This window comes from Gammaproteobacteria bacterium, from assembly GCA_040183005.1.
GTDB lineage: Bacteria > Pseudomonadota > Gammaproteobacteria.
In genome coordinates this window covers 156,621-182,569 of sequence record JAMPIW010000009.1, presented here as the reverse complement: position 1 = coordinate 182,569, position 25,949 = coordinate 156,621, and the positions used below count along the sequence as shown (strand labels likewise).

23 protein-coding genes and 1 pseudogene are annotated in these 25,949 nt (G+C 55.9%); 13 read left to right on the top strand and 11 right to left on the bottom strand.

The genetic code is table 11. The annotated features are described in order from the left end of the window. Window positions 1-37: 37 nt before the first annotated feature. From M3A44_15920 to M3A44_15900, 5 genes and pseudogenes are all read right to left on the bottom strand, one after another. Complete coding sequence (locus tag M3A44_15920) at window positions 38-1,006, bottom strand: IS3 family transposase (GenBank protein ID MEQ6343086.1); 969 nt, start codon at window positions 1,004-1,006, stop codon at window positions 38-40. 105 nt (window positions 1,007-1,111) lie between these two features. After that, on the bottom strand, window positions 1,112-1,387 hold the full coding sequence (locus M3A44_15915; protein MEQ6343085.1) for a transposase: 276 nt from the start codon (window positions 1,385-1,387) through the stop codon (window positions 1,112-1,114). Beyond that, window positions 1,374-1,598: a transposase gene (locus tag M3A44_15910; GenBank protein ID MEQ6343084.1), complete on the bottom strand. Its 225-nt coding sequence runs from the start codon at window positions 1,596-1,598 to the stop codon at window positions 1,374-1,376. Before M3A44_15910 ends, M3A44_15915 begins: the two co-directional genes overlap by 14 nt. Before the next feature lie 379 nt (window positions 1,599-1,977). Beyond that, window positions 1,978-2,463 (bottom strand): annotated as a pseudogene (locus M3A44_15905) (transposase). Window positions 2,464-2,492: 29 nt separating this feature from the next. After that, window positions 2,493-4,054 (bottom strand): IS3 family transposase gene (locus M3A44_15900; protein MEQ6343083.1). Its coding sequence is split into 2 segments (ribosomal slippage): window positions 2,493-3,601 and window positions 3,601-4,054, totalling 1,563 coding nucleotides; the frame shifts between segments, so codons are not numbered across the junction. A 178-nt stretch (window positions 4,055-4,232) separates the two neighbouring features. Here M3A44_15900 and M3A44_15895 point away from each other — a divergent pair. Genes M3A44_15895 through M3A44_15885 form a run of 3 tightly spaced genes read left to right on the top strand, consistent with a single transcriptional unit; the run spans window position 4,233 to window position 7,250 of the window. Continuing rightward, window positions 4,233-5,399 carry an IS4 family transposase gene (locus M3A44_15895; protein MEQ6343082.1) on the top strand — a complete coding sequence of 389 codons (1,167 nt, stop codon included), beginning with the start codon at window positions 4,233-4,235 and terminating at the stop codon, window positions 5,397-5,399. Between the two features lie 46 nt (window positions 5,400-5,445). Then, window positions 5,446-5,826, top strand: coding sequence for a molybdopterin-dependent oxidoreductase (locus tag M3A44_15890; protein ID MEQ6343081.1), 381 nt, complete (start codon window positions 5,446-5,448; stop codon window positions 5,824-5,826). A gap of 53 nt (window positions 5,827-5,879) precedes the next feature. After that, a complete protein-coding gene (locus M3A44_15885; protein ID MEQ6343080.1) occupies window positions 5,880-7,250 on the top strand; it encodes a molybdopterin-dependent oxidoreductase in 1,371 nt (456 codons plus the stop codon). Between the two features lie 259 nt (window positions 7,251-7,509). Here the strand turns inward: M3A44_15885 and M3A44_15880 are convergent, their stop codons facing one another. Continuing rightward, window positions 7,510-7,914 carry a hypothetical protein gene (locus M3A44_15880; GenBank protein ID MEQ6343079.1) on the bottom strand — a complete coding sequence of 135 codons (405 nt, stop codon included), beginning with the start codon at window positions 7,912-7,914 and terminating at the stop codon, window positions 7,510-7,512. Between the two features lie 485 nt (window positions 7,915-8,399). Between M3A44_15880 and M3A44_15875 the strand changes: the two genes are divergently transcribed. The 4 genes from M3A44_15875 to M3A44_15860 all read left to right on the top strand — a co-directional run bounded on the left by M3A44_15875 (window position 8,400) and on the right by M3A44_15860 (window position 12,156). Further along, the gene (locus M3A44_15875) at window positions 8,400-10,022 is read left to right on the top strand and encodes a methyl-accepting chemotaxis protein (GenBank protein ID MEQ6343078.1); all 1,623 of its coding nucleotides are present in this window, start codon (window positions 8,400-8,402) and stop codon (window positions 10,020-10,022) included. A gap of 222 nt (window positions 10,023-10,244) precedes the next feature. Then, window positions 10,245-11,162: a c-type cytochrome gene (locus M3A44_15870; protein MEQ6343077.1), complete on the top strand. Its 918-nt coding sequence runs from the start codon at window positions 10,245-10,247 to the stop codon at window positions 11,160-11,162. Window positions 11,163-11,191: 29 nt separating this feature from the next. Then, the gene (locus tag M3A44_15865; GenBank protein MEQ6343076.1) at window positions 11,192-11,515 is read left to right on the top strand and encodes a methylamine utilization protein; all 324 of its coding nucleotides are present in this window, start codon (window positions 11,192-11,194) and stop codon (window positions 11,513-11,515) included. Further along, complete coding sequence (locus M3A44_15860) at window positions 11,515-12,156, top strand: c-type cytochrome (protein ID MEQ6343075.1); 642 nt, start codon at window positions 11,515-11,517, stop codon at window positions 12,154-12,156. The genes M3A44_15865 and M3A44_15860 overlap by 1 nt, the downstream gene beginning before the upstream one ends. A gap of 76 nt (window positions 12,157-12,232) precedes the next feature. Here the strand turns inward: M3A44_15860 and M3A44_15855 are convergent, their stop codons facing one another. Next, complete coding sequence (locus tag M3A44_15855; GenBank protein MEQ6343074.1) at window positions 12,233-13,402, bottom strand: PilT/PilU family type 4a pilus ATPase; 1,170 nt, start codon at window positions 13,400-13,402, stop codon at window positions 12,233-12,235. A gap of 144 nt (window positions 13,403-13,546) precedes the next feature. On the opposite strand from M3A44_15855, the gene glnE reads away from it, so the two are divergent. Genes glnE through M3A44_15825 form a run of 6 tightly spaced genes read left to right on the top strand, consistent with a single transcriptional unit; the run spans window position 13,547 to window position 20,536 of the window. Continuing rightward, window positions 13,547-16,432 (top strand): bifunctional [glutamate--ammonia ligase]-adenylyl-L-tyrosine phosphorylase/[glutamate--ammonia-ligase] adenylyltransferase, encoded by a 2,886-nt coding sequence (gene glnE / locus M3A44_15850; GenBank protein ID MEQ6343073.1) that lies wholly within the window; start codon window positions 13,547-13,549, stop codon window positions 16,430-16,432. Window positions 16,433-16,462: 30 nt separating this feature from the next. Further along, window positions 16,463-17,386: a branched-chain amino acid transaminase gene (locus tag M3A44_15845; protein ID MEQ6343072.1), complete on the top strand. Its 924-nt coding sequence runs from the start codon at window positions 16,463-16,465 to the stop codon at window positions 17,384-17,386. Between the two features lie 60 nt (window positions 17,387-17,446). After that, the gene (locus tag M3A44_15840) at window positions 17,447-17,620 is read left to right on the top strand and encodes a zinc-finger domain-containing protein (protein ID MEQ6343071.1); all 174 of its coding nucleotides are present in this window, start codon (window positions 17,447-17,449) and stop codon (window positions 17,618-17,620) included. Window positions 17,621-17,647: 27 nt separating this feature from the next. Next, window positions 17,648-18,712, top strand: coding sequence for a lipopolysaccharide heptosyltransferase II (gene waaF, locus M3A44_15835; protein ID MEQ6343070.1), 1,065 nt, complete (start codon window positions 17,648-17,650; stop codon window positions 18,710-18,712). Then, entirely contained in the window at window positions 18,709-19,755 is a 1,047-nt protein-coding gene (gene waaC, locus M3A44_15830) for a lipopolysaccharide heptosyltransferase I (protein ID MEQ6343069.1), read from the top strand. Before waaF ends, waaC begins: the two co-directional genes overlap by 4 nt. Then, complete coding sequence (locus tag M3A44_15825; GenBank protein MEQ6343068.1) at window positions 19,748-20,536, top strand: glycosyltransferase family 2 protein; 789 nt, start codon at window positions 19,748-19,750, stop codon at window positions 20,534-20,536. The genes waaC and M3A44_15825 overlap by 8 nt, the downstream gene beginning before the upstream one ends. Before the next feature lie 6 nt (window positions 20,537-20,542). Here the strand turns inward: M3A44_15825 and M3A44_15820 are convergent, their stop codons facing one another. From M3A44_15820 to M3A44_15805, 4 genes are all read right to left on the bottom strand, one after another. Beyond that, window positions 20,543-21,583, bottom strand: coding sequence for a glycosyltransferase family 9 protein (locus M3A44_15820; GenBank protein MEQ6343067.1), 1,041 nt, complete (start codon window positions 21,581-21,583; stop codon window positions 20,543-20,545). After that, window positions 21,580-22,827: an O-antigen ligase family protein gene (locus tag M3A44_15815; GenBank protein MEQ6343066.1), complete on the bottom strand. Its 1,248-nt coding sequence runs from the start codon at window positions 22,825-22,827 to the stop codon at window positions 21,580-21,582. The genes M3A44_15820 and M3A44_15815 overlap by 4 nt, the downstream gene beginning before the upstream one ends. 63 nt (window positions 22,828-22,890) lie before the next feature. Continuing rightward, entirely contained in the window at window positions 22,891-24,729 is a 1,839-nt protein-coding gene (gene asnB, locus M3A44_15810; GenBank protein MEQ6343065.1) for an asparagine synthase (glutamine-hydrolyzing), read from the bottom strand. Window positions 24,730-24,808: 79 nt separating this feature from the next. Further along, on the bottom strand, window positions 24,809-25,915 hold the full coding sequence (locus M3A44_15805; protein MEQ6343064.1) for a glycosyltransferase family 9 protein: 1,107 nt from the start codon (window positions 25,913-25,915) through the stop codon (window positions 24,809-24,811). Between the last annotated feature and the right edge of the window lie 34 nt (window positions 25,916-25,949).

Genomic DNA, 25,949 nt, shown 5'->3' with positions numbered 1-25,949 from the left:
GTAGTTGTCAAGCTAGTTGTCGCCTGAATGCTTGAATTTATGCTGCCTTTTTGAGTTCTAAATTTTCCTCCTTTGGATCGGTTTTTTCGGCGACTTGTTGATCGGGATTCAAGTGAACTACGCGGACTGGCCGCCAGTTTCGAGTAACGCCACTCCAACGCTCTGGATGCCTTTTCTTCGCTGCTTCATAGACGTCGACGCGCTTCTGTAGCAACGCGGTGTCCAGGCCCGCATGGCGCTCTGCGGGGGTCACGAATCTGATGGCACTGTGACGATGTTCATGGTTGTACCAATGAACAAATGTGCTGACCCACTGCCTGGCGGAAATGAGACTTTCAAACGGTCGGAAGGGATAGACTGGCCGGTATTTCAACGTCTTGAATAGCGACTCCGAAAAAGGATTGTCATTGCTGACCGCCGGGCGACTGAACGATGGCATCACGCCCAGCGCTTGCAGGGTGGCCAGCATCGTGGCGCCTTTCATCGGGCTGCCATTGTCAGAATGCAACACCACCTGATTCAGTGCGATGTTTTCCCGCTTGCAAATATCGCGCATAACTTCGCTTGCCAGGTCACTACTTTCTGCATCATAGATCTGCCAGCCAACGATTTTTCGGCTAAAAATATCCATGAACAAATACAGGTAAAAATAGATTCCCTTCACCTGCGTTGGCAGATAAGTGATGTCCCAGCTAAATAACGCATTGGGCGCCGTTGCACAGAGCGCACGCGGCTTGTGGCGCTGTTGCGCGGGTCGTTCTGCGCCACGATGCCTGAGCTGATGTGCTTCTCTCAGAGCGCGGTAAATGGTTGACTCAGAAGCGATATATTGCCCACGGTCGGCCAGCCGAGGAACGATTTGACCTGGCGGAAGATCCCCAAATTCGTCTGAATTCACGACTGCCAGCAGGCGCTCGCGTTCCGGCACACTGAGCTTGTTTTTGGGTGCCTGCAACCGCATGGGTCGCTGATCGCCGCGTAATGGGTCGAGCTGCCAGCGTTGCAAAGTGCGTTCGCTCGAGAGATCGCCGCACAGGCGCGATCCTGGTGCGCACCCGCAGCGGTGCTTCCGCCACCAGTGTCATGACTTGGCCGCGCTCTGCGAGGGAGGTCATTTGACCTCGTCCTCCCAGAGCGCGCGGAACTTTTTTTGCAGGATCAGCAAGGCTGCCGCCTCCGCCAATGCCTTCTCTTTGCGCACTAACTCACGCTTGAGTTTCTCATTTTCATCTTTCAATGTCCGAAATTCACGGATGCCTTGCACCGCTTTCACCTCGTTACAAAAAGCCGTTTTCCAGCTTGCCAGATGATGGGCAAATAAACCTTTTTCACGACACCACGCATGCAAGGTCTCGCCTGACAAGCCATGGGTTTCATGCAATGCCACCAGCTGCTCCTCCGCGCTCCAGTCCTGGGGCCGTTTTCTCTTTTGTCACCGATACACTGAGCTTGCCCATCGATTTCCTTATCATCCAATTCTTTAAAGTATGGAAACTAACGCTCAGGTATTCAGCCACCGACCGGACTGTCCGATCTCCACGAGAAAATACCTTGACCAATGCTTGTTCTATAAATGCCTCAGAATACGTTATTTTCATCGTCGCCTCTATTTTAGAAAATTAAAATTTAGAGGCGACGATGAAAATAACGTATTCTTTAAGTATGGAAACTAACGCTCAGGTCTTCCGCCACCGACCGGACTGTCCGATCTCCCACGAGGAAAAATACCTTGACCAGTGCTTGTTCTATAAATGCCTCAGAATACGTTATTTTCATCGTCGCCTCTATTTTAGAAAATTAAAATTTAGAGGCGACAACTAGCCTGACACAGGGGGCAGGTGCTCGCGGCGGCCGGCAAGATCGGCGGGCAGGCCAGGGCCATGGTGGTGACCAGCGGCATCGAGCGTGCCGTCCAGTATTTCCACGCGGTGAAGGCGTACCTGCAGGGTAAGCGTCCAGCCGCTCCACCTGTACAGTTCAGCCTGATGCCTGCACAGACCGCAATGGCAACAGCTCATCAATGCGGCTGTTAGGCCAGGTTGGCAGTTTCTCCAGCGTATCCTTCAGCCAGGCAACTGGCTCGATGCCGTTCAGGGGTTCTTCGCCAGCATGGCGAGCAGGCTGGAGGGCGGCGGCGCGGCGGCCAGCGCGCTCACTTCCGGTGAACAGCCAATTTTTTTTACCAAGGGCAATAGGACGGATGGTGTTTTCCACCGGGTTGTTGTCAATGGGGTAACGACCATCCTCGAGGTAGCGCTTGATTGCCTCCCAGCGTTTGAGGCTGTAGTCGATGGCCTTGGCGGTGCCGCTACCCGTGGCGGTGGTGAGCCGTGTGTGCTGGAGCCAGGCATGGAATTCATCCAGCTTCGGCTTGGCGTGTTGCTGGCGTAATGCATGACGATCCTCGATGTCCAGGGTCTTGCCCTGATCTTCGATGGCGTAGAGTCCGGCAATGCGCTTCAACAAGCTAGTTGTCGCCTGAATGCTTGAATTTATGCTGCCTTTTTGAGTTCTAAATTTTCCTCCTTTGGATCGGTTTTTTCGGCGACTTGTTGATCGGGATTCAAGTGAACTACGCGGACTGGCCGCCAGTTTCGAGTAACGCCACTCCAACGCTCTGGATGCCTTTTCTTCGCTGCTTCATAGACGTCGACGCGCTTCTGTAGCAACGCGGTGTCCAGGCCCGCATGGCGCTCTGCGGGGGTAACGAATCTGATGGCACTGTGACGATGTTCATGGTTGTACCAATGAACAAATGTGCTGACCCACTGCCTGGCGGCAATGAGACTTTCAAACGGTCGGAAGGGATAGACTGGCCGGTATTTCAACGTCTTGAATAGCGACTCCGAAAAAGGATTGTCATTGCTGACCGCCGGGCGACTGAACGATGGCATCACGCCCAGCGCTTGCAGGGTGGCCAGCATCGTGGCGCCTTTCATCGGGCTGCCATTGTCAGAATGCAACACCACCTGATTCAGTGCGATGTTTTCCCGCTTGCAAATATCGCGCATAACTTCGCTTGCCAGGTCACTACTTTCTGCATCATAGATCTGCCAGCCAACGATTTTTCGGCTAAAAATATCCATGAACAAATACAGGTAAAAATAGATTCCCTTCACCTGCGTTGGCAGATAAGTGATGTCCCAGCTAAATAACGCATTGGGCGCCGTTGCACAGAGCGCACGCGGCTTGTGGCGCTGTTGCGCGGGTCGTTCTGCGCCACGATGCCTGAGCTGATGTGCTTCTCTCAGAGCGCGGTAAATGGTTGACTCAGAAGCGATATATTGCCCACGGTCGGCCAGCCGAGGAACGATTTGACCTGGCGGAAGATCCCCAAATTCGTCTGAATTCACGACTGCCAGCAGGCGCTCGCGTTCCGGCACACTGAGCTTGTTTTTGGGTGCCTGCAACCGCATGGGTCGCTGATCGCCGCGTAATGGGTCGAGCTGCCAGCGTTGCAAAGTGCGTTCGCTGAGAGAGATCGCCGCACAGGCGCGATCCTGGTGCGCACCCGCAGCGATTGCTTCCGCCACCAGTGTCATGACTTGGCCGCGCTCTGCGAGGGAGGTCATTTGACCTCGTCCTCCCAGAGCGCGCGGAACTTTTTTTGCAGGATCAGCAAGGCTGCCGCCTCCGCCAATGCCTTCTCTTTGCGCACTAACTCACGCTTGAGTTTCTCATTTTCATCTTTCAATGTCCGAAATTCACGGATGCCTTGCACCGCTTTCACCTCGGTACAAAAAGCCGTTTTCCAGCTTGCCAGATGATGGGCAAATAAACCTTTTTCACGACACCACGCATGCAAGGTCTCGCCTGACAAGCCATGGGTTTCATGCAATGCCACCAGCTGCTCCTCCGCGCTCCAGTCCTGGGGCCGTTTCTCTTTTGTCACCGATATACTGAGCTTGCCCATCGATTTCCTTTTCATCCAATTCTTTAACGTATGGAAACTAACGTTCAGGTCTTCCGCCACCGACCGGATTGTCCGATCTCCACGAGAAAATACCTTGACCAGCGCTTGTTCTATAAATGCCCCAGAATACGTTATTTTCATCGTTGCCTCTATTTTAGAAAATTAAAATTTAGAGGCGACAACAGAAGTGTCCGGCAATTTCGCAAAGACGGCTATATAACATGATGATGTTGAATAGGAAAGTGTGTGTTTAGGGGTGTCACCGACTTGAACGTGAATTTTTTGGGAAACTGGGGCTTTCCCCCCAGGAGTTTCCGTCATGTATTCAGGCCAGTTGGTGTTCGCACAACTCATGGAGCATTTGCCCCTTCACACATTCCGTCGCTGCGTGCAGCGCTACCCTTCCAAATATCCCACCAAGACTTTTTCGCATCTCGATCAATTTCTCTGCATGGCGTTCGCGCAGCTGACTTACCGCGAAAGCCTTCGCGACATCGAAACCTGTCTGCGCGCCCACCAAGCCAAGCTCTATCACTTGGGCATACGAGGCAACATCGCCAAGAGCACGCTGGCCGATGCCAACGAGCAACGCGACTGTCGCATCTACGCGGATTTCGCGATGAGCTTAATCCAGACCGCCAGAAAGCTTTACGCCAGCGACAGCTTTGCGGTCGAACTGGAACAGACGGTCTACGCACTCGATACCACGACCATCGACCTGTGCTTGAGCGTCTTTCCGTGGGCACGCTTCCGCTCCACCAAAGCTGCCGTCAAGATGCATACGCTGCTCGACCTGCGCGGCAACATTCCAACCTTCATCCACATCAGCGATGGCAAGATGCACGAGGTCAATGTGCTCGATATCCTGATACCCGAAGCCGGCAGCTTTTACATCATGGATCGTGGCTTCACCGACTTCGCTCGCTGGTTCACCCTGCATCAAGCACAGGCGTTCTTTGTCATCCGTGGCAAATCCAATCTGCTCTTTCGTCGCGTCTACTCTCGCACCGTGGACAAGTCCACTGGACTGCGCTGCGACCAGACCATTGCATTGACTGCTCGCAAGGCCAGCAAGGATTACCCGCAGCACCTGCGACGCATCAAGTTCTACGATGCCGAACACGACAGGTTTCTGGTCTTTCTGACCAACAACTTCGACCTGCCTGCGCTGACCATCGCTCAGCTTTATCGTTGCCGCTGGCAGGTCGAGCTATTCTTCAAGTGGATCAAACAGCATCTTCGAATCAAGCGGTTCTATGGCACCACCGAGAATGCAGTCAAGACGCAAATATGGATCGCCATCGCGGTTTACGTCGTGGTCGCCATCGTGAAAAAGCGGCTCAATACCGAGGCTTCGCTTTACACAATCCTACAGATTTTGAGCCTGACTCTTTTCGAGAAAACGCCACTCGATCAATTACTTAAAAATGCGGAGACGCAAATGAGCATGCAGAAAGACAATAACCAATTGAATCTATTCAATTAAATTACCGGACACTTCTGAGGCGACAACTAGCCTGACACAGGGGGAGATTGCCCCGGAGCGCGCGGCATTCTATGCCTCGGGGCGCAGCAGCAACGAGGCGGCCTTTCTCTGGCAGTTGGTGGCGCGCGCCTACGGATCGGCAAATCTGCCCGATTCTTCCAATCTGTGTCACGAGCCATCCGGCTTCGCGATGAAGGAGTCCATCGGCGTCGGTAAAGGCACCTGCTCGCTCGACGACTTCGAGAAGGCCGAACTGATCATGGTCATCGGCCAGAATCCGGCCAGCAACCATCCGCGCATGATGGGCGCGCTCGATGCCGCCGCGCGGCGTGGTGCGACGATCATCGCCATCAATCCGCTTGCTGAGCGTGGCTTCACGAATTTCGCCGATCCAAAGGACGTCGTGCGCATGGCGCTCGGCAAGTGACATGCCGTCGCCAAGGCTGTCTATCGAGTGAAGATCGGGGCGATCTGGCCGTCATGAAAGGCGTGATGAAGCGTCTTGTCGAGATGCAGGCGGCCGGGCAAGACGTGCTCGATATGGCTTTCATCGACGCGCATTGCACGGGCTTCGCTGCGTTGCGCGACGATCTACTGAACGAACCATGGGAACGTATCGTCGCGAAGTCCGGCCTGCCCCGGCAGCAGATCGACGAAATCGCCGAGCTTTATGCCCGCTCAAACGCCACGATGGCGACATGGTGCATGGGCATTACCCATCACGAAGATTCCGTCGCCACGATCCAGACTATCGTCGATTTACTGCTGCTCAGGGGTAACATCGGCAAGCCAGGCGCCGGCGCGGTGCCCGTGCGCGGCCATTCGAATGTCCAGGGCGAGCGCACCATGGGCTGCACATTCAAGGTCACCGACACCTGGCTCGATAATCTGGAAGCTGCCTTCCCGGGGATCAAGCTCAGCCGGGCGGTCGGCCACGATGCGGCCGGCGTGGTGGACGGCCTGCTCGACCACTCCATCGAAGCCTTCTTGAGTCTCGGCGGCAATTTCGCCGTCGCCGTGCCCGATTCTCCGCGTGTCTGCGCGGCGCTCGCCGAGACCCGGCTCACCGTGCACATCGTCACCAAGTTCAATCGCGGCCATTGTTATCCCGGCGCGGTCGGCCTGGTGTTGCCCTGTCTCGCGCGTACCGACATCGACACTCGCGGCGGCCACGCGCAGTTCATCTCGACTGAGGACTCGATGAGTGTGGTACACAGCTCGCGCGGCATCCAGCCATCACGCTCGCAGCTGATGCTGAGCGAACCGGCGATCGTCGCCGGCATCGGCCATGCCCTGTGCGGCTCTGCGGCGATCGACTGGCCGACCCTGGCCGACGACTATAGCCTGATCCGCGAGAAGATCGAGTCATGTCAAAAGAATGTCTTCGAAGGCTTCGACCAGCACAACCGCAAGATCGACCAGCCGGGCGGTGTCCACCTGGCCAACGCTGCCGCCAGCCGCGTCTGGGAAACGGCCAGCAGCAAGGCGGAGCTCAAGGTGCATCCGATTCGCCTCGACGGCCCAGTCGAGCGCGCGCAGGCGCGTGAGGCCAAACCCGACCGCGTGCTGGCCCTGATGACCATTCGTTCGCATGACCAGTTCAACACCACCGTGTATGGCCTCGACGACCGCTATCGCGGCGTGTTCGATGGGCGCCATGTGATCTTCGTCAACACCGCCGACTGGCACGTCTGGGCTTCAAGGATGGCGACTGGATCGACATCCATACCTGCGCCGATGACGGCATCGAACGTTCGGTGCATGGCTTTCGCGCCGTCGCCTACGACATTCCGCCGGGCTGCGTCGCCGCCTATCTCCCCGAAGCCCAGCCTCTGGTGCCTGCCGGCTTGAGATCAAGGCATACGCGCACGCCGGCCTTCAAGGAAATTCCGGCGACCCTATCTCACGCACGTATCGCCAAAGCCGGTGGAGATGTGCATGAACCTTTGGCCGGGAGCGACTGAGTGGCAAAAAAAGGGGGCCTGACTGCAAAGATTTCGCCTGGCAACCATGCCAAGCAACGCCCTTTACCTCGCGCCACCTCCTGGATAGACTCACTGTGCATGCATAGCAAGGGTAGCGCCCCAAGCGATGGCGATGAGTTCTGCACTCACAGCGGCATGGGTTTATCGTCGAGGAGCCTGAGCAAACCGCGCGCGATGCGATAGAGTACCCACATACCGGCAACCCAGACAACAACGATGGCGATAGGAATGCCCACGAAGGTCACCGCGAACAGCATTGCGATAATTACCCACAGCAAGGCGAACCAAAAGGTCCGAATCTGCCAGCGAAAGTGAGATTCGAGATAGGTGCCGCGCGTTTGATCGCGCTTCACATAATTGATGATCACAGCGATGATGGATGGCCATCCGGCAATAAATGCCGTGACCACAAATGCCGGACTCAACACCCCCCCGATCGCGCTAAACGCGTGCAGCCCGTAAATCACATACGCCAGAGCCACCAGCCCATAGGATGCCGACTGCCGTGCATTTTGTTGCTTATCATCCATTCTTTTCTGACCTGTTCACGACGTGATGGCTTTGCAAGGAAAGAATGGCGGCAGACCTCATTATCGCCTGTGAAATCGGAGATACAGCGGCGGCGTGCCCCCACGTCACACTCACCAAAGATACAATCTCCAATGACATGCCGTTGATTATGAGCATGCGCGCCAGCCAAGTCCACATTCCTGGCACCTTCCAGCCCGGACTAGAGTGTCGATTAAAAAACACGCGCGGATATCAGGATAATCACCTTAACCATAAGAACTCGCCCCCCCTACTCCACATTCTTGATTAAAGCGACGCTCACTTGTATTTCAGGAAGAGAAGGGGCGACATGGGCGTGACGTAAGCCCTGGTTGCAGTCCGTGCAAATCAACCCCGTGTACGGCGGGGTTTTTTGCCGAACAGCCTAAAGTCTTACCCAAGTATCGCCGTTAATCACTTCGTGCTCTGCTTTTTATGCGGGCACGGCATGTTTAGGAGATGGATAATGCTTGAAGAATGGCTGGCCAACATCAGTTGGCGGAAAAAGATTTTGGGGCTTTCGGGCCTGTTTGTTCTGGGCATTGCCGGGGTTGGTCTGTTCGGCGGTTACACCATCTACCATCAAAACCATACCATCCAGGCCGCGCTCAGCGAATCACAGAAACGCGTAGAGGCTGCCACGAATGCCCAGGTAGCCATTCTGTCGATGGCCAGGGCTCAGGCGCAGATCATCGCAGCGCAGGAGCCAGTGGATATCCGCAAGGCAGCCATTTCAGCCATCAAGGGCGCGGCGCTGCTTGACGAAAACATTCAAAACCTGGGAGCCACCCTGAAAGGCCGACCGGAGGTTGAAGAACTTATCAAACTGTTGATGGAAATGAAGCCTGTATCTATGGAGGTGATCAAGGCCGCACGCGCAAACGACGACGTGCTGGCGATGGGAAAGAGCAAGGAAATGCTCGGCTCCATGAATCGTGTCGAGGAACTATCGGGCAATCTCGTAGCAGAAGAGCGCACGGCCTTAACTAACCGCATGGCGGAGCAGATGACAGCTGGGAAGCGCGTTATTGTCATGCTGGGGATTCTTGTCGGGCTTGGCATTGTCATTGGCATGATAGTCAGCTTTTTTGCTGCCCATATGGTCACGAAACCCCTGTCAGCCCTGGAAAGCTCCATGGCAGCTCTTGCAACAGGCGACTTAAGCATAAAACTCACTAACGCAGGTTCGGATGAAATCGGCAGGACTATCAATGCCATGTCCCGAACCGTGATCAATTTACATGACATTATTGAAGGGATTCATCAGGGAGCAAGCCAATTAACCATCAAGGCCCAGGATGTCAGTCAAACGGCGGATAAAATCCGCGGGGTCTCGACAACATTGCATGGCAACGTCAGAAACATCAAGGATGATGTCACCATTGCACTGGACAAAACCAGCCAGGCTGTAACCCAACTGGAGCAGGCCGCCGATAAGGCACAACAAACCTCAGGAAACGCACAGAAAAACGCCGCCGAAATCAGGGATGCTGTCATTAGCTTTGAGCGTTTCCAGGGGAACATGGAAAATACCGCATCAGGCACGCGCGAACTTGCTAAAGCGGCAGAAACCATTACTGCCATCACCAAAACCATCCGCGACATTTCGGCTCAAACTAACCTGCTGGCACTGAATGCCGCCATCGAGGCGGCGCGCGCCGGGGAGCAAGGGCGCGGATTTGCAGTGGTGGCCGATGAGGTGCGGGCGCTGGCCAGAAGAACAGAGGACGCCACTGGAGACATTTCCACATCGGTGGACACCATTTCCACTAGCGTAAAGCTCACTGTCGGATTATTGGAAACTTCCGTTGCAGAGGCCCGCAGAAACATCACGAGATTGCGAAACGTCGCAGATGAAACAGCCACTAGCAGCACACACACCAGCCTAATGAGCAATACCATGATCGAAGTGGTGGATCTGATCAGTGAACAGGAAAAAGCACTCAATGGCATCAATTCTTCTATCAACGGCCTACTGGAATTAAGCAGGGAAACCAACGATCAAACCGATATATTGAACAACCTGGCACATACATTGAATGGCTCGGCGAACGGCTTGAATAACGTGGTTGACAGGTTCAAGCTGTAACCAGGGGCTGGGTGATTCAGAGGCATGCTCCATCACAAGATAGCTATGAAGTATTGTTAATTTAGGTCATCTAGTAAGACACAACTTCCATAGGAGGAAGCCACCGTGAAACACAGCAATACCAAAAGCAGGAAACATATTGGGGCCGTCGTCGCGGCTCTTCTCGGCGTATCAACCATCTTTTACTCTCCATTCGGTGGGACTGGGGAAGCGGATCCTTATCTGCGTCCGGACATCGCGCCCGCCCCGGCAGACAACCAGCTGACCCCCGACCGTGCCGAACTCGGCAAGATACTGTTTTTTGATCCCCGGTTGTCAGGGTCCAACTGGATAAGCTGCGCCACATGCCATAACCCGGCGCTCGGCTGGTCGGATGGTTTGCCTACGGCGATTGGTGTTGGCATGAAAACGCTCCACAGAGCAACCCCTACGATCCTGAACGCCGTCTACAACAAGATCCAAATGTGGGACGGCCGAGCACCAAGCCTGGAAGAACAGGCGACTGGCCCTATCGTGTCACCAGATGAAATGAACGAGAATTTGGATGACTTGGTCAAGGAGTTGTCCACCATCCCCGGTTACAAGGAATTGTTTGAAAGGAGCTATCCTGGTGAAGGCATCAACAAGCAAACCATTTCCAAGGCCATCGCCAGCTTCGAAAGAACCGTGGTATCGACGGAATCTCCCTTTGACAAATGGCGCAAAGGGGACAAGAAGGCGGTGAACGAATCAGTAAAACGCGGCTTTACTTTATTCGAAGGCAAGGCCAATTGCGCAGCTTGTCATCAAGGATTTAATTTTGTGGATAACGGCTTTCATAATATTGGCCTGAAAAAGATCAGTGATGCCGAAGACGAAGGAAGGTTCGCACACAAGAAAGTTAAGGTTCTGAAAGGCGCATTCAAGACCCCCACCCTGCGCGACATTGCTCTCACCGCGCCCTATATGCACAGTGGCGTATACAAAACATTGGAAGAAGTCGTGGATCATTACAACCGCGGCGGAGAGAATCTGGAAAACCCCGACCCCAACCTGAAGCCGCTTAATTTAACGGATCAGGAAAAATCGGATCTGGTGGCCTTCCTGAAGAGTCTCACTGGAAAACACATGGCCATGACCGTCCCTCAGTTGCCGAATTAAAGGAGATTGATTAAATGTTTACATTCAACATGAAAAAAACTGGCTTTTTACTGCTCGCTGCCTGGTTGCCGGCAACGCAGGCCGCAGAGATTGAGCTAGGGCAACAGAACAAATCCTTCGTCAACAATGGTCAAAAGGTCGATCACCTGAAAGTAAAGGCGGGAGATACGATCCGTTTCAAGAATTATGATCCTTTTTTCCATAATATATTTTCACTATCAGACCTTAAAACATTCGACCTTGGATCCTTCCCCAAGGGTGATTCACGCACGGTGACCTTCGACAAAAAGGGAACAGTAGACATCGAGTGCGCCATCCATCCGCAGATGCAATTGAAACTCGAGGTTGAATAATGAGGCGCGTCACCAGGCAGATGTTGACGGGGGTGGTGCTCGCCATGGGCGTCAGTGGTGCGTGGGCCACTGACGCTCCCGAAGACGTAAAAAGCGAGCATGCCAGACCCGTCATCCGTGGCGGCATCGTTTATAAATCTTATTGCGTACTTTGTCATGGGGCAACGGCGAACGGTGATGCAAAAGCCGCCAAACTGTATGACGTCGCCACCCTTGCCATTAAACCCATGCCTACGGAATACTATGAAAGCATTATCCGCAAAGGAGGGGCAGCCGTTGGTAAATCACCCTTTATGCCGCCCTGGCAGGAAGAGCTGTCGGATGAGCAAGTAAGAGACGTGATCTCTTATCTGGGTGTAGCAAGGGACGCCGTCGGACGTGGCGAGGTGGTCTTCAAGACCAATTGCGTACTTTGCCACGGCGTAAAAGGGGACGGCAAGGGCCGGGCGTCGGTTTTATTCAATCCACCTCCGGCCAATCTGACCAGGAGTGACAAGAACGACGAATACAAAACGATGATCATCACCATGGGCGGGGCAGCGATGGGCCGTTCACCGGTGATGCCAGTGTGGGGAGAGCAATTATCCACGCAGGAGATCAATGATGCAGTGGTTTATCTTAGGACGATTCTTGTGAAATAGGAGGCGTGGAGCTCTGGCGACCGCCTTCGGAAGTGTAGATCAGGGTGTCTTTCGCTACCCTGATCTACATACCTATCTACTCCAGACTCAGCGCCAAACCGGATGATGTCGAAGCCCCGCTCTTAGCTTTCTCTTCTCCCTCGCTCTCCAGGCTCAATGCACTTTTCTCGTCGTGCTTGTCTGGATTTTTTTCTTCCAGACTGATGCGCAGGCGCAGATTATTTTGCGAATCGGCATTGCGCAGTGCTTCTTCGAGTGTGATGCGACCTTCCTTGTAAAGGTGGTATAGCGCGGCGTCGAAGGTTCGCATGCCGACATTCTCGGATTTGGTCATCACCTCCTTGATCTTGTGCATCTCGCCTTTGAGAATTAGATCGCAGATCAGCGGCGTTCCGAGGAGGATTTCGATGGCGACCGTGCGCTTGCCATCTATCGTGGGGATAAGGCGTTGTGAAATGATGGCGCGGACGTTGAGCGACAAATCCATCAACAATTGGTGGCGCCGCTCCTCAGGGAAGAAGTTGATGATACGGTCCAACGCCTGATTGGCGTTGTTGGCATGCAGCGTTGAAATAGCCAAGTGGCCTGTCTCGGCGAAGGCAATGGCGTGTTCCATCGTTTCACGTTCGCGGATTTCGCCGATGAGAATAACATCGGGAGCCTGACGTAGCGTGTTTTTCAGGGCATCTTCAAAGCTGTCGGTATCCACACCCACTTCACGCTGATTGACGATGGACTTCTTGTGCTTATGAACAAATTCGATGGGGTCTTCGATGGTGACGATATGCCCTGCACTGTTGGCGTTTCGATAATCAATCAATGATGCCAACGAGGTGGATTTACCTGAGCCCGTGCCGCCGACAAAGAGAATCAAGCCGCGCTTTTGCATAATCACTTTGGTGAGTATGAATGGCAAATTGAGTTTTTCCATGTCCGGAATATCGACTTTGATATTGCGAATCACCATCGCCACTTGATTGCGCTGCTTGAAAATATTGACGCGGAAACGGCCCACGCCCGGTTCGGAGATGGCGAGATTCATTTCTGGTTTTTGCTCGAAGGCCGTGATCTGTTCCTGATTCATCACCCTGTACGCTATTTCCTTGACCGCGTTGGGGCGCATCGTTTCAGGTTCAAGAGGGGTAAGTACGCCCTGGATTTTGGCACTGGGCGGCGCGCCGGTAGTCAGATAAAGATCCGAAGCGTCTTTCATGACCAAGATTTTCAGGTAATCTTTGAATTCCATACGTCCTTCTCCAAAAGCATTCTGCTGGCCTGTTGGGTTATAGTTCAATAAGTATTATCGGCGTGGATGAGGGACAGCTTAAGCACGGCAAAAAAATTCACGCCACCCTGACCTGCATGGCCCATGAAAAAAACGAGACACACGATGATGGACAACATTAAAACCCTGCCTGCGGCATTGCAGGCACGCATTGATGGCTACCTGGAGGCTTTTGCGGACGCTGCGAAAAGCGTGGGCGTTCGTATCTCCAGCCATGCGGAACTGTTGCCGAAGATCCATGAGACCTGGGCCTACAGCGACTTTGTGGCGCAAAACTGCGTGCGCCATCCGCAAATGCTCGGTGATCTTCTGGACAGCGGCGACCTGCTCAGGGCCTACCCGCCAGAGGAATATCGGCTTAGGCTCCAGGCTGCCCTTGATGGCGTTCACGATGAAAAACGTCTCAGCGCTGTGCTGCGCATCGTGCGGCGGCGCGAGATGGTGCGTATTGCCTGCCGTGATCTGGCGGGCTGGGCGGAGCTGGAGGAAACGCTACGTGAACAATCGTGGCTGGCGGAAGCCTGTCTGGACGCTGCCTTGCAACATCTGCATGACTGGCAGCGTACAGAGTGGGGCAACCCGCTGGCAGAGGATGGCAGCCCGCAAGCACTCGTCGTCTTGGGTATGGGCAAGCTCGGCGGACAGGAGCTGAATTTTTCTTCGGATATCGATCTCATTTTCGCCTATCCCGAAGAAGGCCAGACCGATGGGTCGCGCACCCTGAGCAATCAGGAATATTTCACTCGCCTTGGCCGACGTCTGATAAACGCTATCGGCGAGTTCACCGCCGATGGGTTCGTATTCCGCGTCGATATGCGCCTGCGTCCTTATGGCGAGAGTGGGCCGCTCGCCATGAGTTTTGACGCGCTGGAGGAGTATTACCAGACCCACGGGCGTGAATGGGAACGTTATGCGATGATCAAGGCGCGCGCCGTGGCCGGTGACGTGGCGGCGGGGGAACGCCTGATGCAGCGCCTGCGCCCGTTTGTCTATCGCCGTTACCTGGATTTCGGCACCTTCGAGGCATTGCGGGAGATGAAGGAAATGATCCGCCGCGAGATCGAACGCAAAGGACTCCACGGCAACATCAAGCTCGGCTCGGGCGGTATTCGCGAGATCGAATTCATTGGCCAGGCCTTCCAGTTGATACGCGGTGGGCGCGAACCGGAACTGCAGGAGCGGCAGATTCTGCGTGTACTGAAACTGCTCGCCAGCCGCGGTGATTTACCAGAGTACGTCACGCATGCATTAACTGTAGCCTATGTATTCTTGCGCCGCACCGAAAACCGACTGCAGGAATTCGCCGATCAACAGACCCACACGTTGCCAACAGACGACGCTGACCGCCTGCGCCTGGCGGCTTCGATGGGGCATGATGATTGGGCGGCTTTTTTGCGTGCTCTTGAAAAGCATACCCGCGTGGTTCATGAGCATTTCGAGCAAGTCTTCGCCGCGCCTCAATCGGCCGAGACACGCACCGAAACCGGGGCGCCGGATCTTGCCGCCGTCTGGCGCGGTGCTTTGGATGAATCCCAGGCACGCGCCGCGCTCCAGGCCACGGGATTTACCGACACTGAAGAGGCACTGCGCCTATGCGCGCGCCTGCGCGAAGGCCACACCTACCGCGCCCTGAGCGCCCAGGGCCGCGAGCGTATGGATCGCCTGATGCCGTTGCTGCTCGGCGCGGTAAGCATGGCCCTTCAGCCCACCGTTACGCTGCTGCGCCTGACCAATCTGCTGGAGGCCGTCGCCCGGCGCACCGCCTATCTGGCACTGCTGGTGGAAAATCCGCTGGCGCTATCGCAATTGGTCAAGCTATGCGCCGCGAGCCCCTGGCTTGCCAGCCTGCTAACCCGCCATCCACTACTGCTTGATGAATTGCTTGACCCACGCACCCTTTATACACCGCTGGGCCGGACAGAGCTGGAGCAGGATCTGCGTGTGCGCCTGCACGCCATCCCGCCCGGTGATCTGGAGCAGCAGATGGAGGCGTTGCGCCAAATCAAGCAGGCCGCCGTGCTGCACGTGGCCGCAGCGGATGTGGCTGGCGCGATGCCGCTGATGGTGGTGAGCGACCATCTTACCGAAATCGCCGAAGTGATGCTGGAGCAGGTGTTGGCCCTCGCGTGGCACCACCTCACAGAGCGCCATGGCCGCCCTCAGTGCAAAAATGATGGGCAAGTCCGCGAGCCTGGCTTTGCCATCGTCGGCTATGGCAAGCTGGGCGGCATCGAACTGAGCTACGGTTCCGATCTGGACCTGGTGTTCCTGCACGACAGCGCGGGTGAAGAGCAATACACGACCGGCCCCAAAGTCATCGACAACGCGGTGTTCTTCGCCCGCCTCGGCCAGCGCATCATCCACATCCTCAATACCCAAACACCGGCGGGCGTGCTCTACGAGGTGGATACGCGGCTACGCCCGAGCGGCGCCTCCGGTCTTCTGGTAAGCGATATGGACGCTTACACTGCTTATCAACGCAGCCAGGCCTGGACCTGGGAACACCAGGCGATGGTTCGAGCGCGGATAGTGGCCGGGAATAGCGAGATTAACGAGCGTTTCACTGCCTTGCGCCACGAAATCCTGTCGCGCCACCGCGATGCCGCCACGCTGCGCCGCGAGGTACGCGAGATGCGCGAACGCATGCGCCGCGAACTCGCCAGCCGCAAACCCGGTTGCTTCGACCTCAAACAGCACCCAGGTGGTATCGCAGACATCGAATTTATGGTCCAATATGGGGTTTTGGCTTGGGCCTGCGATTACCCCGCGCTACTGCGTTTTACCGATAATATCCGCCAGTTACAGGGCTTTCTTGACGCCGGATTGATGCCGGAGGCGGATGTGCGGCTGCTGAGCGACGCCTACCGCGCCTACCGCACCGCCATGCACCGCCTCACCTTGCAGGACGAACCCGCAGTGGTGGCCGATAGCGAGTTTCGGGAGTACCGGAGCGGTGTTGAGGATATCTGGCGCAGGATGATGGAAGATTGAAGTTATCACGTAGCATTGAGGAGCACCTACATAATGACGATGGATGACCGTGACGGCGTGATCTGGCTGGACGGTAAAATGGTCCCCTGGCGCGAGGCGAAGGTGCATGTGCTTACGCACACCCTGCACTATGGCATGGGGGTGTTCGAAGGCATACGCGCCTATCAAACCAGCCAGGGCGCGGCAATTTTCCGGCTTGACGCCCATACCAACCGGCTGTTCCGCTCCGCGCATATCATGGGCATGGCGATGCCCTACGACAAGACCGCACTGAACGAGGCCACCCGCGCCGTAGTGCATGAGAATGGCCTGGATTCGTGCTACATCCGCCCCATGTGCTTTTATGGCGCCGAGGGCATGGGACTGCGCGCCGACAATCTGAAGGTACATGTCATGATCGCGGCCTGGCCGTGGGGCGCCTACTTGGGCGCGGAAAACATGGAGAAAGGCCTGCGCGTGAAGACATCGTCTTTCACACGCCATCATGTCAACATCACCATGTGCAAGGCCAAGGCCAATGGTAACTACATCAACTCGATGCTGGCCCTGCGCGAGGCGCTGTCATGCGGTTGCGACGAGGCCCTGCTACTCGACGCCGAAGGTTATGTATCTGAAGGCAGCAGTGAAAACGTCTTCATCATACGCGACGGTATCCTCTATACGCCGGAACTGACCTCCGCGCTGGACGGCATCACCCGCGACACCCTATTTACCCTGGCTGCCGAGATCGGCCTGCCGGTGCATGAAAAACGCATCACCCGTGATGAAGTGTATATTGCTGACGAGGCGTTCTTTACCGGCACCGCCGCCGAGGTTACACCGATCCGCGAAGTGGACGGGCGCGCCATCGGCAGCGGCAGCCGCGGGCCCATCACGGAGCGTTTGCAGACGCTCTATTTCGATCAGGTGCACGGGCGCCGGGAAGACCATCCCGAATGGCTAACATTGGTGTAATGTAATAAGGAGAATCGAGTGTCACAGCACAATACCGCCGCTTCCAGCCAGACCAAGCAGATCGAACCCAACGCGCAGAACCACTACGAGGTAACACGCGCCGACTTGCCCCTGCATTGCCCGATGGACAGCATGAGCCTGTGGAACTCCCATCCACGTGTATCCCTGCCTATTGAAGCTACGGGCAAGGCAAAGTGCCCGTATTGCGGGGCGGAGTATGCACTCAAAGATTAACGGGGCAATGCCCCCACTGCACGCACAATGTCACCCATATTAGTCGTCGGCCCGTCCTGGGTGGGCGATATGGTGATGGCGCAGAGTTTATTCAAGACACTGAAGCAGCGTTCCCCGGAAGCGCCCATCGATGTCCTGGCGCCGGCCTGGAGCGAGGCCCTGACAACACGCATGCCCGAGGTGCGGCGCTCTATCGTGATGCCGCTGGGGCATGGCCAGTTGCAGCTGCGTGAGAGGTATCGGCTCGGACGCGACCTGCGAACGGTGGGCTATGAACAGGCTATTGTGCTGCCCAATTCCTGGAAGTCCGCGTTGATCCCGTTTTTTGCCCGCATCCCTCGCCGCACCGGTTATCTGGGCGAAGCCCGCTGGGGACTGCTCAACGATGCCCGACGCCTTGATAAAGCGGCCTTGCCGATGACCGTGCAGCGTTTTGTTGCCTTGGGTATTGAACCAGATCAACCGTTGGTCGCGCCCGGCATCCTGCCTCCCGCGACACTTGTCCATCCATGGACATCGCCTGAACCATTGCCTCTGCCTTCTCTAGTCGTGACGCCATCATCGGTAACCCAAGCTGTACAGCGCTTGCAACTCGAAATCGATACACGGCCGATTCTCGCCCTCTGCCCTGGCGCCGAGTTTGGCGCAGCCAAGCGCTGGCCACAGGAATATTACGCCGAAGTCGCGCAGTCACTGATAGCGCGCGGCTGGCAGGTCTGGCTGTTCGGCTCGGAAAAGGACACCTCTATCACCGGCGCGATCAAACATGGCACAGGTGCAGACTGCATCGACCTGGCAGGCCGCACCACATTGGCGGAAGCGGTGGATTTGCTGTCACTGGCCACCTTGGTCGTGAGCAACGACTCCGGCCTGATGCACGTGGCCGCGGCGCTGGGACGCAAGCTGATCGCGATCTATGGCTCATCCGATCCCGGCTTTACCCCACCGTTGAGCAGCACAGCACATATCTTGCGCTTAGGGCTGGAATGCAGCCCTTGCTTCCAACGCGAGTGTCCGTTAGGGCATTTAAAATGCCTGAGAGAAATCGGCCCCGCACAAGTGCTGCAAACCATCACCGCAATGACGGCATGAATGTCTTGATCGTAAAAACATCCTCCCTGGGTGACGTGGTGCATACGCTGCCGGCGCTCACAGATGCCCAGCGTGCCTTGCCAGGGATACGTTTCGACTGGGTAGTTGAAGAGGCCTTCGCCGAGATCCCCGCGTGGCACCCCGCTGTGGACAGAGTAATCCCGGTGGCGCTGCGGCGCTGGCGCAAGCACCCGTGGCTTAGCCTGGGTTCCGATGAATGGCGTGCATTCCGCAAGACCCTGGGTGAGCGCACCTATGATTACATCATCGACGCACAGGGCCTGATAAAGAGCGCCCTGATAACGCGGCTGGGCCACGGTATTCGTTGTGGATTCGACCGCGACTCCGCACGCGAACCTGTGGCGGCGCTGTTATATCAACGGCGTTATGAAGTTGCCAAGAATCTGCACGCTGTCGAACGGATACGCCGTCTCTTTGCCCTGGCTCTCGGTTATCCACCTCCGACGCAAGACGGGGACTACGGCATTGACAAGTCCAAGTTTACCGCCGCACCAGCGGAGCGTCCCTACCTGGTCTTTCTGCACGGCACGACCTGGCCTACCAAACACTGGCCGGAGAGTTATTGGACGGCGTTGGCGCGCCTGTGCCGCGATGCAGGCTATGATGTTTATTTGCCTTGGGGCAATGACACCGAACGGTTGCGTGCTGAACGTATCGCCAATTCATCGCCCAGCACACAAGTTTTGCCACGGATGGGGCTGAACCAGCTCGCCGGGGTATTGGCAGGCGCGCGGGCCGTGGTGGGGGTAGATACCGGGCTGGCGCACATAGCAGCGGCGCTTGCGGTGCCATCAGTGACCCTGTATGGCGCCACTTCGCCACAACGCACCGGCACCTATGGGCAGGGGCAGATACACCTCTGTGCGGATTTTAGTTGTGCGCCCTGCCTGAACCGGCGGTGTACCTATGTCGGCGCCTCACCGGTGCAACCAGCCTGTTATCAAACCTTGCCGCCGGAGCGGGTCTGGAAGGCGTTGCATGAGACTTTAGCCCAACACATGGAGAGCGGCCAACATGAGTAATTGGGATGGCCACCTGTCCGTGGTCTACATCACCCTGAATGCCGACCGGCTGTTGCGGGAGAGCCTGGAAAGCATCCGCACTCTAACGGATGACGTGGTAATCGTGGATGCGGGGAGTGCCGATGAAACCCTGCATATCGCTGCAAGTTTCGGCGCCCGCATTTTTCACCGGCCATGGCCGGGTTTCGGGTTGCAGAAGCAATTCGCCGTGGAGCAGGCGCAGCATGACTGGGTGCTGATCCTGGACGCCGATGAAGTGCTGGCTCCAGAAGCCATCCCCGCCATAAGGCGCGCCCTGGTCAACCCAACGCTGCCCGCAGGCTTTATCCTGCCGCGACACAATTATCTGCACGACAAGCGTATTCGCCATGGAGACTGGGGCAGGGATCGTGTAATGCGTCTGGTAGATAGGCGACAGGGCCGGTTCAGCCCCAGCCAAGTCCACGAGCGCTGGGTAACAGACGGGCCAGTTCAGGCCTTGAATGCCCCCATCGACCATTACTCCTATCCCGATTACAAATCCATGCTGGCCAAGCTGGATCAGTATTCAGACCTCAGCGCGCAACAACTGGTGGCGCAGGGTGCTCATATTTCGGCCAGCGCCCCGCTGATCCATGCTGTAGCGGCCTTTCTCAAGAGCTATATCTTCCGGCGCGGCTTTCTCGACGGCACCGAGGGTACAGCAATCGCTGTGACAATAGCCATGGGCTCGTTCATGAAATACGCCAAAGCGCTGGAGTTGCGGCAAGCGCAACGGAAAACGCACCAGAAAAATTCCTAAACAGCACTATCCCCGCAACGATTTCAATCGTTGAAACGCGGCAACCGCTTCATCCACGGAAATATCATTTGCATTCAGGCTTTCCGGCTGTAGCAACACATAGGGCACACCCCACGGATGCCAGCGTACGGATGGGGTATCGCCGAAGAAACACAGAATGGGCTTGCCCAGGCCCGATGCCAGGTGCATCGCACCGCCATCGCTGCATATCAACTCACTGCATACCGACAGGCCCGAAATCAACTCGCTCAACTCATGTGTGGGCCACGCCATAATCGGCACATCCGTCAACGCGCGCATGATCGCATCTGCCTTGGCATCGTCTCCGGGATGCTGCGGATTAGAGACATCCCCCGGTGACCAGAACAGCATGAAGGGCGTGCCGTAACTATTCCAGAGCGCCCGAATCAAGGCGATGAAATGCTGCTCCGACCAGCGGTTGCTGGGTCTACGCGTGCTGATATGAATAGCAATGACAGAAGAGGATGTCCAGCCGCGTTGTTGCAGCGCTGCGCGGACCTTGGCTACACCCGCCGGGTCGGGGATGACACGCTGGGGCAGCGGCGGGCCCACAATCCCCAGCGGGGCGAGGAGGCGGTAGACGCATTCCATTTCGTGCACGTCGGGCTCGGGAGGAGGAAGCGCCATGTCGATATGCCGCGCCTGTGACGGTTCGGCATAGCCAATAATGTGCCTGGGTTTGGTAAACCGTGCCAGGCGCAGCGCATGCTTGGTGAAATTCGAGCCCGGCAGTATTGCGTAGTCGAAATGATAACCCCGCAACTTGGCAAGCAGCCGCGCCCTATCCCAATAGCTTCTGGCAACACTGATGGTGGACGTTACATGCTTGGCTTTGGTATAGGCGAAGACCTCGTCCACATCTGGATTATGATCCAACACTTGAACATTGTAGCTGTTGACGAGAGCACAAATCCGCGCCCGCGGAAAGTGTTGTCTAAGTGCGGAAAACATTGGTGTAGTGCATACCAGATCGCCGATATTGTCGCGCCGGACGACCAGAAATTTGAGCGGAGACTGGTCGGTCATGAAAAACTCAACTCATGGGTCTGCCTTCCAGACGACTGGGAGCTTTGCCGTAACCGGCGCTTGCCATAACCCAGCGCTATGCCGACGATGGCCCAGAACAACAAGGCGCTTTCCCGAAAAAAGAAGTCGTCGGTCATGTTTTTGGTGATGACCCCAAGCACCAGGACGATACCGCCGATGCCTATCAAAACCAAATCGCTTTCCGATGAACGATACAGACGCCAGAACTCACGCATCACCGCCAAAAATAACAGCACGATCACAGCCAGGCCAGGCAGACCCATCTGTAGCGCATAATTGACGAACAGATTGTGGCTGTGATCGAGTCCAGGGCGAAACTGTTTCTCGAGTATATCCTGGGCGGCCCTCTTACCGAAGCCGACCCCCGTCAAAGGATGCTGGGCAATCAAATCGGCGGAATATTGCCAAAGCTCCAGCCGGACATCCTTGGACAAAAAGCCCATCAGCGCAGGCGCACTCATATCCGGAGACGATTTTTGCTTGGCTACATTAATGAACTGAAAACTGGCCAGTCCGACCAGCGCAATCATTGCCACAAGCATCCATCTGCTGGGTTTGAAGTGGCTCTTGGCGCCCCACAGCAGCAGCGAAAAACTGATAATTTCCACACCCACCGTCGGCCAGAAGGCGCGATTGAGTGTCAAATACCCTGTAATCAACACTGCCGGGACAAGCAACCAAAGGAAATTCCCAGGGAATTTTCCCAACGGGGTTTGGGCAAGTATCACGGCAACGACCGGCAGAATGGTAATAAGATAGGTGCTATAACCACCGACCCCGCCTTGCGCCCCTTCGGTGAACCAGCCGCCATGCTGCCCATGATAAAACAGCGCAAATGCAGACATCACGACCAACCCGGCCATCAGAACAACCGTCCAGAGGTCCCGCTCCCGGCGCGTGCCGGTCAGGCAGTAAAAAGTCAGGAAGGTGACTAAGCCATAGCCTATTTCGTTTCTGATTTCGCCTAATGAATAGCCTGGGTTGTTTGCCCATAGCAGTGACATGAACGCCACTACAATCCAGAGTAAAAAAGGGATTTTGAGCGGTATGGGCGGCGGCGCGCACTTGCGCCACACTATGGCAACCGCAATCCCCGCACAGAGCAACGCGATCAAACGCGGCGTGTGGGCGCGGGCAAACGGCAAAATGAACAGTAGCAAGCCAGCGGGGAACAGTATCAGGAAATTCTTAAACGATGTTAATGCGCTTGGCTGTGACTGCATGGTCTATTTGTATATCGCGTCAGATTCGGCATGCTCCGCATCTTGCCGGGCGCACCACCGTGGTTATATCAGTATTTTTCGCAGCACATCCAACTGCCGCAAGGATTCATCCAGTATAAGTAATTGTAACACTTGCTCGGCCATGTGATTTGCGCCCTGTTGATAATAATCCACCGCATTATTGATCGCACCTTGGGCTAGCTGGCCCTCCGTCAACAAGGACAATCTTTCACCAAGACCGGAACACCGCTGTGCCAGATCTTTTTTTAGCCATCGCCCCAATGGCGGATTAAATCCACGTTTTTTTTGATCGAACAATCCCAGCGCATCACAAGGCGCACAAGCCGGTTTCAACAGCAGTTTGGGAGGAAATGTGAAGCGTTGCCCGTCAGAAACGGTTAGCAGCGTTTGATACCACCGATGGTCCAGCAAGGGTGCACGCAGCTCAAGGCCGTGCGCCATCGTGCATAAGTCTGATTTGCGAAGTATGTACTCCGGCAAATAGTTTTTTAAATCGATATCGATCAGCGCATGCAAGGGAGACGGCTGCGGGTCGCCATTCATGCGCCAGTAGACAGCGCGAGGCAGCTTGTATTGTGGCTGCAGATACTGCCTCTGGTTTGGAGTAAAACCAGAGAAGCGCAGACTGTAGGCTTCCAGCCAGCTCATCCGCAGTTCCGTTGCCAGTTTGGCCATGCCTTTGCTGTCGAGCATGGGGCGCAACGGAAGAAATGGCAGGCTTATGCCAGAGCGCCACGCAGTACGCAGATGTTTGCCGTACCGCTTATAGCCCGCCAATAGCTCATCACCACCATCGCCACTGAGCACAACTTTCACATGCTGTGCGGTTTCGCGCGCAAGATACCACATGGGAAAGCTGCTGGGATCGGCAAAGGGTTCATCCAGGTCGGCAATGATTTGTTCGAAATCGCCAGCTATCTTCTCGGGAATATTGATGGCGTGGCACGGGATTCCAGTCATGCAGGCCACAGCCTTCGCCTGCTCGCTCTCATCCATATCGCTGCCGGGAAAGGCCGCCGTATAGGAATGAATGTCACGATAGCCGAGCGCGGAGAGGCGGGCGGCCAACACACTGGAGTCAATCCCGCCGCTCAAGAACAACCCCAGCGGACGATCAGCAACCGTACGTATCTTGATGGCATCATCAAGCACCTTGAGGTGATCGCGCCCTTCCGGCGCTGCTTGCCAATAGCAATGCTTGGTCAGCTCCCTGGTATCTAAATCAAAGTTCAGATAATGGCCGTTTTCCAGGCGCGATATGTGTTTGAATATCGTATGCGGTGCGGGGATATAGCGATGAGCAAGATAGGCATCGATGGATTCCAGGGAGAATTGGCGTAAGTGGGTTGGCACATAAGGCAACACCGCACGCACCGTAGAGCCAAACGCCAGCTCTCCGTCCTGATGGTAGTACACCAATGGCTTCAAGCCCATCCTATCCCGGATCAGCATCACCTTTTTCTGGCGCAGATCCATAATGACTATGGCAAACATCCCGCGCAGCCGGGAGATGAAATCCATCCCCCATGCTTCGTACGCCCTTAAAATAAACTCCGTATCCGACCGCGTGCGGAATGTTACGCCCTGACGGCGCAGTGCATCGGCATCTTCTTGCCAGTCATAAACTTCACCGTTATAGCAAATCCAAATGTCGCCGCCATCATTAGACATGGGCTGATCGGCCTCGGGGCGCGGGTCCATGATCGACAAGCGTGCGTGAAGCAGCGCGTTGGTTACCGGCTGATCACTCCGCTGCCATTGAGCATCCCAATGGACTGTATGCTGCGCATCCGGCCCCCGGCGCCGTAAAACGCTCAACACCTGTTCGACTACCTGGTTTGAAACAGTCCGGCGCCCGAAAAATCCTGCAATACCACACATGGCTTACTGTCTCATATTGCGCGTTTGGGATAGTCACGCGGCCTTGCATAATACGACAAGCCACAAGGTAACAAGTTTCTCATGAGGTTGCCGTCACCTTCATCACCGCATTCCATACGGCCGATAGATCAATTGCTTCCATGCAGACAGGTTTGGCGCATTGCTGCGGGTTCCGGCTGCAAAAGTGCGCCCAGGCAACTTGCCGGTTAAATAGCAGGCTCCCATCACGGCATGCAACATCATCGATGATCACGGCTTCATAACGTGCATTTTTCCAGAACTCACCTTTGCCGCAAATCAGAGGTGAACCTGGCCCGAAGAGCGTCACGGTTGGTGTGCCGACAATACGCCCCAGATGCGCTACGCCGGTATCTGGACATACCAGCAAACTGGCACCGTCAAGCAAGTGCCAGAGCTGCGCCAGATCCAGACGCCCGGCATAAGAGATGTAACGGTGCTGTGGATCAATAGCATCAACATGAATTTGCTCGCCTCGTCCACCGCTCCAAACCACCTGATATCCGCGCTCGGCAAGCCTGTCCGCAAGCGCGAGCCAGCGCTCCGGCGCCCACAACTTGATAACATTGCTGGCGCCCACATGCAGCACGCAGTAAGGTTGACCCGGTAGAGTGAAAGGTTCAGCGTGAGGCGCCGGCCATTGTGCGCTGTCATAGGGAGGCGGTGGTGCGCCAGGAATCATGGTAGTGAACATGTCGCCCAATGAGGCAGGTGTATCGGGATAGGGAATCAATTCATCGACAGGCCAATTTTTATAGGCAGGCCGGTCACCGGCATGCGCAACAATCCAACGCGCATCCAAGGCGCGCGCCAGCCAGCTATGGCGATTGTGGGCGGGCACAATCGCCATGTCGTAACCTGACGTTTCATGTAAGCGCCACAAGCTACTTACATCACGCTCATCATAGTGGGCGGCGATCACGCCATAGGGATGCTTTTCATACAAGGGAAACATGGCACGAGACGTTGTCATCACGATCTCGGCCTCTGGATGGCGCAGGCGCAACTTTGCCAGCAGCGGGGTAAGCATCAAAGTGTCGCCCAACAATAGATCCTGGGCGACCAGAATGCGCCGGGGCGTCGTGCTGGGACGGCGCCGTGGATTCAACAGGGTATGCCAGCCAGCCAGGGCGAAAGTGATCTGTCGGACAGCAAGGCGACTGGACATAAGGCTTAGAGCCTATCCGTGAATAAATCATCCC

Bases quoted from the DNA above. Each gene is read 5' to 3' on its own strand.
- M3A44_15880 (MEQ6343079.1), bottom strand. From the start codon at position 7,914: ATGGATGATAAGCAACAAAATGCACGGCAGTCGGCATCCTATGGGCTG.
- M3A44_15815 (MEQ6343066.1), bottom strand. From the start codon at position 22,827: ATGCAGTCACAGCCAAGCGCATTAACATCGTTTAAGAATTTCCTGATA.
- M3A44_15865 (MEQ6343076.1), top strand. From the start codon at position 11,192: ATGAAAAAAACTGGCTTTTTACTGCTCGCTGCCTGGTTGCCGGCAACG.
- M3A44_15910 (MEQ6343084.1), bottom strand. From the start codon at position 1,598: ATGAAAATAACGTATTCTGAGGCATTTATAGAACAAGCATTGGTCAAG.
- M3A44_15855 (MEQ6343074.1), bottom strand. From the start codon at position 13,402: ATGGAATTCAAAGATTACCTGAAAATCTTGGTCATGAAAGACGCTTCG.
- M3A44_15820 (MEQ6343067.1), bottom strand. From the start codon at position 21,583: ATGACCGACCAGTCTCCGCTCAAATTTCTGGTCGTCCGGCGCGACAAT.
- waaC (MEQ6343069.1), top strand. From the start codon at position 18,709: ATGAATGTCTTGATCGTAAAAACATCCTCCCTGGGTGACGTGGTGCAT.
- M3A44_15885 (MEQ6343080.1), top strand. From the start codon at position 5,880: ATGAAAGGCGTGATGAAGCGTCTTGTCGAGATGCAGGCGGCCGGGCAA.
- M3A44_15825 (MEQ6343068.1), top strand. From the start codon at position 19,748: ATGAGTAATTGGGATGGCCACCTGTCCGTGGTCTACATCACCCTGAAT.
- M3A44_15875 (MEQ6343078.1), top strand. From the start codon at position 8,400: ATGCTTGAAGAATGGCTGGCCAACATCAGTTGGCGGAAAAAGATTTTG.
- waaF (MEQ6343070.1), top strand. From the start codon at position 17,648: ATGTCACCCATATTAGTCGTCGGCCCGTCCTGGGTGGGCGATATGGTG.
- asnB (MEQ6343065.1), bottom strand. From the start codon at position 24,729: ATGTGTGGTATTGCAGGATTTTTCGGGCGCCGGACTGTTTCAAACCAG.
- glnE (MEQ6343073.1), top strand. From the start codon at position 13,547: ATGATGGACAACATTAAAACCCTGCCTGCGGCATTGCAGGCACGCATT.
- M3A44_15895 (MEQ6343082.1), top strand. From the start codon at position 4,233: ATGTATTCAGGCCAGTTGGTGTTCGCACAACTCATGGAGCATTTGCCC.
- M3A44_15860 (MEQ6343075.1), top strand. From the start codon at position 11,515: ATGAGGCGCGTCACCAGGCAGATGTTGACGGGGGTGGTGCTCGCCATG.
- M3A44_15805 (MEQ6343064.1), bottom strand. From the start codon at position 25,915: ATGTCCAGTCGCCTTGCTGTCCGACAGATCACTTTCGCCCTGGCTGGC.